Annotated in this window: 7 protein-coding genes and 1 pseudogene; 1 reads left to right on the forward strand and 7 read right to left on the reverse strand. The window is 46.5% G+C overall.

The genetic code is table 11. From position 1 onward, the window contains the following. Positions 1–1070 (reverse strand): annotated as a pseudogene (locus tag ACEW8S_RS07140) (transcription-repair coupling factor); the annotation flags it as partial. 134 nt (positions 1071–1204) lie between these two features. Between ACEW8S_RS07140 and ACEW8S_RS07145 the strand changes: the two are divergent. Beyond that, the gene (locus ACEW8S_RS07145; RefSeq protein WP_373517478.1) at positions 1205–2569 is read left to right on the forward strand and encodes an NAD(P)/FAD-dependent oxidoreductase; all 1365 of its coding nucleotides are present in this window, start codon (positions 1205–1207) and stop codon (positions 2567–2569) included. Between the two features lie 59 nt (positions 2570–2628). Here the strand turns inward: ACEW8S_RS07145 and ACEW8S_RS07150 are convergent, their stop codons facing one another. The 6 genes from ACEW8S_RS07150 to ACEW8S_RS07175 all read right to left on the reverse strand — a co-directional run. Further along, a complete protein-coding gene (locus tag ACEW8S_RS07150; protein ID WP_373517479.1) occupies positions 2629–3426 on the reverse strand; it encodes a tryptophan-rich sensory protein in 798 nt (265 codons plus the stop codon). A gap of 102 nt (positions 3427–3528) precedes the next feature. Continuing rightward, positions 3529–4209 carry a ligase-associated DNA damage response endonuclease PdeM gene (gene pdeM / locus ACEW8S_RS07155; RefSeq protein WP_373517480.1) on the reverse strand — a complete coding sequence of 227 codons (681 nt, stop codon included), beginning with the start codon at positions 4207–4209 and terminating at the stop codon, positions 3529–3531. After that, the gene (locus ACEW8S_RS07160; protein ID WP_373517481.1) at positions 4206–4502 is read right to left on the reverse strand and encodes a type II toxin-antitoxin system RelE/ParE family toxin; all 297 of its coding nucleotides are present in this window, start codon (positions 4500–4502) and stop codon (positions 4206–4208) included. The genes pdeM and ACEW8S_RS07160 overlap by 4 nt, the downstream gene beginning before the upstream one ends. Further along, on the reverse strand, positions 4487–4720 hold the full coding sequence (locus ACEW8S_RS07165) for a hypothetical protein (RefSeq protein WP_373517482.1): 234 nt from the start codon (positions 4718–4720) through the stop codon (positions 4487–4489). Before ACEW8S_RS07165 ends, ACEW8S_RS07160 begins: the two co-directional genes overlap by 16 nt. Positions 4721–4778: 58 nt before the next feature. Beyond that, complete coding sequence (locus tag ACEW8S_RS07170; protein ID WP_373517483.1) at positions 4779–7247, reverse strand: ligase-associated DNA damage response DEXH box helicase; 2469 nt, start codon at positions 7245–7247, stop codon at positions 4779–4781. An 83-nt stretch (positions 7248–7330) separates the two neighbouring features. Further along, positions 7331–8725: ATP-dependent DNA ligase (locus tag ACEW8S_RS07175; RefSeq protein WP_373517484.1), on the reverse strand; the 1395-nt coding region annotated here is incomplete at its 5' end.

The raw sequence follows: 8725 nt of genomic DNA on the forward strand, positions 1-8725 counted from the left end.
CTCGATGTGACATCGTTGGTTGCTCTTGGCACTTCGGATGCGCTCGGTACAGGCTCGGTCGAGATGTTTTGGGACCTTGCGCCTCCCAAAGTAACCATCCCAAACCCTTCCAATTGCTTCCTAAAACCTTCGGAGTTCATAAAAAGTTCCTCTGGCTCGGCGTGTTTGATGTCCTCGGATAATTTCTTGAAAGCGGCGATGGCCTTTCCGTAGAAATCATCCAAACGGTCAAAAATATAATCGATATTCTTGGCGAATACTACAGTTTCAGGGGATACGTACTGTAAAAAACCTTCCCGTTTTTCTTGAATGAGTTTATCGGCAACATTAGGGATGATGGAGATTTTCTTGACCTTTTCCGTAGAAAGCTGAGTCTCGACGTCAAAGGTACGGATGCTCTCCACTTCATCACCGAAAAACTCGACACGATAGGGTTCGTCATGGGAAAAGGAAAATACGTCGACAATACCCCCACGAACGGAAAACTCGCCAGGTTCCGTCACGAAGTCGACCCGTTTGAAGTGGTATTCAAAAAGTACTTCGTTCAGGAAATCCAAGGAAAGCGAATCGTCCAATTTGATTTTCAGGGTATTCTTGTCCAGTTCCCTTCGGGTGACGACCTTTTCAAAAAGCGCATCGGGATAGGTAACGATTACTGCCGGTTTTTTACGGGAATTGATGCGGTTCAGCACCTCAGCACGTAGCAGTACATTGGCGTTATCGGTCTCCTCAATCTGATAGGGCCTGCGATAGCTTCCGGGATAGAAAAGCACATCCTTTTCGCCTATGAGCTGCTCTAAATCGTTGAGATAATAGGCAGCTTCTTCCTTGTCGTTGAAAATTAGAAGAAATGGCGCATCCGAATGCTTGAAAGCATCTGACAAAACGAATGACAAAGAAGAACCGGTTAGGCCTTTTATGTAAATCGTTTTTGTTTGGGAAGGCTTCTCGACTGCCCCTGTGCCGAACACCTCGACTGCGCTCGAAGTGACATTGTTGGCAATAGCCTCCCGCAGTTTCCGGCCTTGCGGAGACTGTGCGAACAAATGGGTGATCGAGGAATGGGTCAACTTACTTTTTTAGAAAGTGCAAAGATACTAAGACAAGTTCAATGCATTGCATCCTTTTTTAAGCAATATGGATTACCCCGTTCACTAAAAAAGTCGCATATTGTACCTACTTTAAACCACTCAAGGCGGCAATTATGGAAGATAAAAATAATGAAGGCAAAAAATTCGACGTGTTTGTAATAGGTAGTGGCATCTCCGGGCAGACCGTGGCCAAAGCCTGTGTTACGGCCGGACTAAAAGTGGCCATTGCGGATAGGCGCGAATATGGCGGTGTCTGTGCGAATCGTGGCTGTGACCCAAAGAAAGTACTGCTTGGGGCAACCGAGGCCTGGCAAAAGGCGCAACAGCTTCAAGGGAAGGGGTTGGAATCGATGCCAAAGATAAAATGGAAAAAGCTGCAAAAGTTCAAAAGGAAATTTACCGGTGCCGTTCCCAAGTCCACCGAAGAGACTCTGGAAAAATTGGGGATGAAACTATACCATCAATCCCCTAAATTTTTAGATGAAAACACCTTGTCCATAGAGGGAAAGACGGTGCAGGCCGATAAAATCGTTATTGCAACCGGTTATGAGCCACGGCCACTGCTTTTCGACGGCGCAAAATTCTTAAAGGTGAGCGACGATTTTCTAAACCTAAAAAAGCTTCCGAAAAGCATCCTTTTTGTAGGTGCTGGCTACATAGGGATGGAGTTCGCCCACATGGCGGCACGTAGTGGCTCAAAAGTTACCATTATCGACTTCGCCGACCGACCTTTAGGGCCTTTCGATGCGGATCTGGTCAAGGAACTCACCGAATATTCCAAAAAAATGGGCATTGAATTCATTTTTAAGGCGGATGTCACATCCCTCAAAAAGACCAAGAAGAAATATAAGCTTTCCTATAAAAAAGGGGGCAAGGCAGAATCCCTCAAAGCACATATGTTGTTCAATACGGCGGGGCGGATTCCTTCGATTTCCGATTTGGATCTGGAAAAAGGTAACGTAGCTTTTGATGAAAAGGGCATAGATACGGATCCCTATCTTCAAAGCAAGACTAATCCCAATGTTTATGCCTGTGGCGATGTGAGTGACCATGATGTGCCCTTGACCCCGTTATCCGGAAGGCAGGGATATGTGGTCGGGGAGAACATTGTCAACGGCAATAAAAAGAAATTGGATACACCGGTTATCCCCTCCGTGGTATTTACCTTGCCGAACATGGCCCGGGTTGGATATTCTGAAGAGGAGGCTAGAGATAGGTATAAGAACGTCATCGTAAAGCAAGGATCCGTGCCGGACTGGTTCAATGCCAAGCGCATCAACGCACCTGTTTATGCTTACAAGATACTGTTGAACGAGCGTACCGAAGAAATTGTCGGCGCCCATATCATCGGCCCTGAAGCTGCCGAAACCATTAACCTGTTCACCTTGGCGATCAACAACAAAATGACGGCGACGGATGTTAAGCGGACTATCTTTACGTATCCATCTTGGGGGAATGATGTTAAGAGTATGGTGTAATTGGGTTGTCAGTAGCGGTTGGCAGTGAAAAATTAGGAGTTATGAGTGATGGCCCGTATTTATTTTTTCAGTCTTTCCTTCCACTTAAAGCCAGGATTCGTCTCTCTGTTCCGATAGCCGTGGATAGCTGCGATGACGAATAGAATGATACTGCAGGCCATGGCAGTGTTTGCCAAGGAATCTATGGAGTCTCGGTGCCGGATAAAAATGGCGATCAATGACCATATGCCTACCGCGGCGAATTCGCGCATGTTGCGTTTCCAAATCATAATGATATTGAGCAAAGTGGCGACGGCAATCATTGTAATTGTCCACTCTTGGTCGCCTAGACCGAAACCTTCCCAACCGATTTTGGTCAGGTAGGTGGACACATTGGCGATGGTGGCCACGGCGATCCATCCGCTGTAGAGGCAAATAGGCCACCAGACGAAAGCGATAACCTCAATGGGCGCATCCCAGCGTTCCATGTTGGTGTTCACAATGATCTTTATCAGGGAAAATAGGATGCCTAGCATGATTAAGACCGACAATCCCGTATAATCATAGACGAAAGCTAGTACCCATGCTGCGTTCAATACGTTCGCCAATATGAACCAATAGCCTGTCTGCTCGATGAACGGACTTTTCTTTTCGCTGAAAAATGCGCGTCGGATCTGAAAAATGGAGTAGGCGAGCAATCCCAAAAAAATGAGGCCCCATATGGCAAAGGCATAATCCGCCGGCGTAAAGAGGCTGTTGTATTTCTTACTGATTTCGCCGATGGTGGTGTCATTTAGGCGCAGGGCTTGGGATACGTAGTTTACGGCAATAACGAACACTACCGATAGTAGATTTAGGATGGCCAATGTCTTTTTCATGGGTCTATTTAGGTGAAGAGTTGATTGGAAAAAGGTAATTACGGTTGATTCTCTAATTTCAAAAGTAAAATTCAATCCAAAGGTGTTCGAACCTGATTCAATTTAAAACGGACTATTTCGAAAACCTCGTTTAGATTCTTTTAATTCCACTTTAAAAACGGAATCCCCGGCAACCGCAAAGACTTCGTCGGTTTTTGTCGGCTCCAGAATATAAGTGCCTGTAAAGGTTCCGAAGGCCGGAAGGATCATTTGATACTCCGATTTAAAAAAACAGGGTAGGCGAAGGGTTTGTCTTCCCGGACCGCTTAACCGTACCGCCGGATGGATATGGCCAGAAAAGTTAAAAAAGCCTTCCCGCACTTCGGGATGATGGGTAAGGAGGAATCCCTCCAATTGTACCTCCGAGACTACACGTATGCCCAAGACTTCATATTTTAAGGGGGAAATGATATCATGGTTACCGGCTACCAATATGATATCCGAAATAACGGTGGATGCCCATTTTTCGAACAAGTGCCATTCCGTATTCAAGGAGGAATGGAAGAGATCCCCTAAAAAAATCAGGATTTTCGGCCGGAACAAATTGACGGCGGCATCCAATAAATCAAAATTTTGTCGGATGGCGTTTTGGGGTACCGCCGCCCCGAATTTTCTGAAATGAGAGACCTTACCCAAATGCACATCACTAATCAGAAGGATGGATTTTTCTTGCCAGAACAGTGCCCCGGATGGATGCAGGTCGAAGGTCTGGTTTTGGATTTTCAGGGATTCAAAACCTATCATGTCAAGGGAAATTTTTCGGGATCTTGTCGGGTATCCCATACTAGCTGTACTACAATTTCATCAGGTTTTACTTCGTAGAAAATTTTGAAATGGCCACTAACAAAAACTCTTGTATAGGCGACATCGGAAGGCATTCCAAGAAAAGGATAGATTTTTATAAGTTCGAGAACCTCGTCAATTTCCCGATTTAATTTTCTGCTGTATGACTTTGATTTAGTACTACGATAATAAAATTCTAAAATTTCAGTGAAGATTCTGTCCGCTCTAGAAGTCCATCTTATTGTTCTAACCATTTTTCATTTCTCTTGAAAACTTCATCATGATCCAAAAGCCGGCCGGCATTATAATCGGCTTTGCTTTCCGACACAATCCTTTTTTCAAAATCAGAGAGTTTATACACTTTATCGGCCGCCTGTTTTAAAAGCATTTCCTTAAAAAACGAAAGTGTTTCCACGTCTTCAATGGTAAGGAGTTTTTTAATGATAGCGTTCTGTAATTCGGAAACACTCATAATTATCGGTTTTTGTAAAGTTACTAATTTTTCCTTTTAAAATCTTTTGTATTCAGGATTACTTCCGCATCAAAATCGCCGCCATCCTTTTGATCCGATCCTCTAGTTTTTCGCTGGATAGCTTTTCGCGGCTCATTCGGTCGGTAATCAACGGAAAGGAGAAGGGCGTCGGATTTTCACAGGCTTTCCAAACAATTTCTTGGGTGGCGATCCGTTCCAGTGCCAATCGTAGGCGGCCTTCTTCCAGCTGATGTTCGAAGGTTTCGCGAAAGGCCTGTTGAAAGAGCAGGTTGTCGGGTTCGTAATCGCGAAAAACATCGAAGAGTAATTGTGAGTTGCTCTGCAGATGTTTCATTTTAATGCCTTTATTGGGATAGCCGGTAAAGACCATACCGCTGATGACTGCAATATCACGGAACTTTCGGCGTGCCATTTCGGTGGAGTTCAGACTTTTTTGAAGGTCGTCGAGCATGTAATCCGTAGAGAACAGATTGTTATCAATGACCTGTTGCATATCGATTTCTTGGTCCGATAATAATTCGAAACCGTAATCGTTGAAAGCCAGAGAGAAGGTAATCGGAGATAAAAGGCTGATGCGATAGCCCAGAAGACTGCCCATGGCCTCGTGCACGAAGCGGCCCTCGAAAGGGTATATCATATGGTGGTAGCCGTCGCGGGTCTTGAACGTTTCGATCAGCAGTTCTTGCGGCGAGGGTACGATGCTTTCCTTACGTTGTCTTTCGAACAAATGGGATAGCGACCGTATTTCAACGGATTGGTGGCTTTTGTCCAATCTGGCCGTATAGAGTTCCTCGCGCAGCAGTTCAGACATCTGTGCGGAAAGGGATAGTCGCCCGCCCATCCAACTCGGCACTTTGTTGGTTTTCTTGGATGATTTCTTGACGTATACCTGCATTTCCTTAATGCGGATGAATTCCAGATTACGACCGGCGAAAGTGAACACGTCGCCACGGTTCAGTTTGGAAACGAAAAACTCCTCGATCGAGCCGATATAGCCGCCGCTCTGATATTTGACCGCCAAGTTGGCATCGCCGACAATGGTACCGATCTGAAACCGGTGGCGCATGGCGATGCCGCGATTGTTGACCTTGAACTTGCCGTCACCCTCGACTTCTACTTTTTTGTATTCGTCATAAGTCTGCAGACTTTGGCTGCCCATAACGATAAAATTGAGCAGCCATTGCCATTGGTCTTCCGAGATGGCCTGATAGCAGAAAGTCTGTTTGATTTCGGGGAAGATTTCTTTGGGATAAAATCCGTCGGATACGGCCAGAGTGGTCAGATATTGGAGCAAAACATCAAAACTGTTGAGGTAGGGGAGACGGTCTTCCACAGCGTTCTGCTTTACCGCCTTTTGCAATGCCGATGCCTCGATAAGTTCGATGGCGTGGGTAGGAAGAAAATAGATGACGCTCTCTTTGCCCGGACGGTGCCCACTTCGGCCGGCACGTTGCAGAAAGCGGGCCACCCCTTTCGGGCCACCGATCTGTACAACGGTTTCGACGGGTGCAAAATCCACTCCCAAATCCAGACTGGAAGTACAGACCACTGCTTTTAGGCTTTCGTTGCGGATGGCCTGTTCCACCCAATTCCGCGTCTCTTTATTGATGCTGCCGTGGTGCATGGCGATTTCCCCGGCGTATTCGGGATGTTTTTCCAAAATTTTCTGGAACCAGATCTCGCATTGGCTGCGGGTGTTCGTAAAAAGTAAAGTGGTTTTGCTGTTGTTGATAATGGGCACAACGTATTCTAATAGGTGCAGTCCCAAATGCCCTCGCCACGGAAAGGTTTCCATTTTTTCGGGGATGATACTCCGGACCGAAATTTTTTTGCTGAGTTTCGACTTGATCATCACGGAATTTTCAAAGGCAGGTGTTCCGGGCCCTAAAAGCACTTCCCGGGCCTGTTCCAGATTACCGATGGTAGCGGAAATACCCCAAATACGAAGGTTTTTGGAAACCGTTTTTAATCGGGACAACGCCAGTTCCATCTGAATGCCGCGCTTGGTGCCCAGAAGCTCGTGCCATTCGTCGACCACGATGGCAGAGCAGTCCTTAAAAATTGTATTATAACCCTTGGAAGCCAGCAGTAATTGAAGGCTTTCGGGAGTAGTAATTAGCAGATCGGGCATCTGTTTTTTCATTCGCGACCTTTCCTTGGTAGACGTATCACCCGTTCGCACCCCTACCGTCATCTGCGTTTCCAAGTCTGCCGTGACCCGTTCTGCGGATTGTCGGATTTCTTGGGATAGGGCGCGTAGGGGCGTAATCCAGACTGCCTTTAAGCCCTTTTTGTGTTCGGTCTTGTATTCGGGATTGCTTTTTATGTAGTTCAATACGATCGGAAACCACAGCGCATAGGTTTTACCACTGCCAGTGGGCGCATTCAGTAGCCCGTGTTTGCCATGCAAGAAAGCCTTCCAAGTATCCTTTTGGAACTTGAAAGGTTTCCATTCTTGCTGCTGGAACCAGGTTTCGGCGATATTGTAAAGTTGGTCTCTGTTCATAAGTGGTTTCGGTTCTTTCCCCTACTGGAGGAAAGAGCCAGTGCATCGCTTGACTATTGCTTCTTTTCCTTTTCTTACCACTTTCACACAATCATATCCTTCAAATCCTGAATATTATTTGCGTCCTCGATCTTCTTATCCTGCCGCCACCGCAATATCCTTGGAAACCGTGTAGCCACCCCGCTTTTATGTCGTTTTGAAAAGGCGATACCTTCAAAGGCGATTTCAAAAACATGATGGGGCGTCACAGATCGCACGGGCCCAAACCGCTCTAAAGTATTCTTTTTGATCCAGTTGTCCACTTTCCGGAACTCGGCATCGGTGAGGCCGGAGTAGGCTTTGGCGAAGGTGACGAGTTCTTTTTCGCCGTCTTCATTTTCGTCCCAAAGGGCGAAGGTGTAATCTGTGAAAAGGTTGCTACGCCTGCCGTGGCCGCGCATGGCGTAAGTGAGCACGGCGTCAATGGTGAGGGGATTGACCTTCCATTTCCACCAGTCGCCTTTTTTCCGTCCGACAAGATAGGGAGAATCCTTGCGCTTTAGCATCAGGCCTTCGCTGCGGACTTCCCTCGAACGTTCGCGTTCCTTGGCGGCTTCTTCCCAAGAGTTGAAGTGGATGGTTTCGGAGAGGTGAAGAGGTACTTCAACAGCGCCGGTATCGCTATAGGTCAAGGTTTCAGGCACAGGCTTCTCGACTGCGCCTGTGCCGAGCGCAGTCGAGGTGCTCGAAGTGACAGCATCGCGGCTCATCCCGGTGACCGAATGAAATAGTTTTTCGAGAAGTTTCCTTCGTTCACTAAACACCATCCCCCGAATATCTTCCCCTTTCCATTCCAAAAAATCGTAGGCTTTTAAAATCACGGGTACTTTTTGCAATAAATTCTTGGAAACCGTTTTCCTGACAATTCGTTTTTGCAGGTCGTTAAAAGTGCCGATTTCACCTTTTGTATAGGGCAAAATTTCACCGTCGATGACCGTTCCGTTGGGAATAATACCGATAAAGGCATGAAATTCCGGGTATTTATCGGTCACCAGCTCTTCCCCACGGCTCCAGACAAATATTTCATCGTTTCTAAGGATGACCTGTGAGCGGATACCGTCCCATTTATGCTCGGCGGACCAATCGTTGACATCCCCCAGATCATCCACGGCACCTTCGATGGCATAGGCCAAATAAAAAGGATAGGGTTTCGAGAGGTAATCGCTCTCGTTTTCCTCCAAGATCAGTTCCTGAAAAGATATTTTATCGGGATTCCAATTGCCCATCAGTTTATAGGCGAGAATATCCTCGTCTATTTCGGTGGCTTTTGCCAAAGCGCGGGTCATTAGCTTTTGGCTGACCCCGATACGGAAACTGCCGGTGATCAGCTTGGTGAAAACGAAGCGTTCGTAGTAATCGAGCACCTTCCAGTTGTCATAGAGATAGGCCTTCTTTTCATCATCCGGTTTTTTCTTGAGGGCAATCATTTCTTCCAAGAA

Source organism: Pricia sp. (assembly GCF_041745955.1).
Lineage (GTDB): Bacteria > Bacteroidota > Bacteroidia > Flavobacteriales > Flavobacteriaceae > Pricia.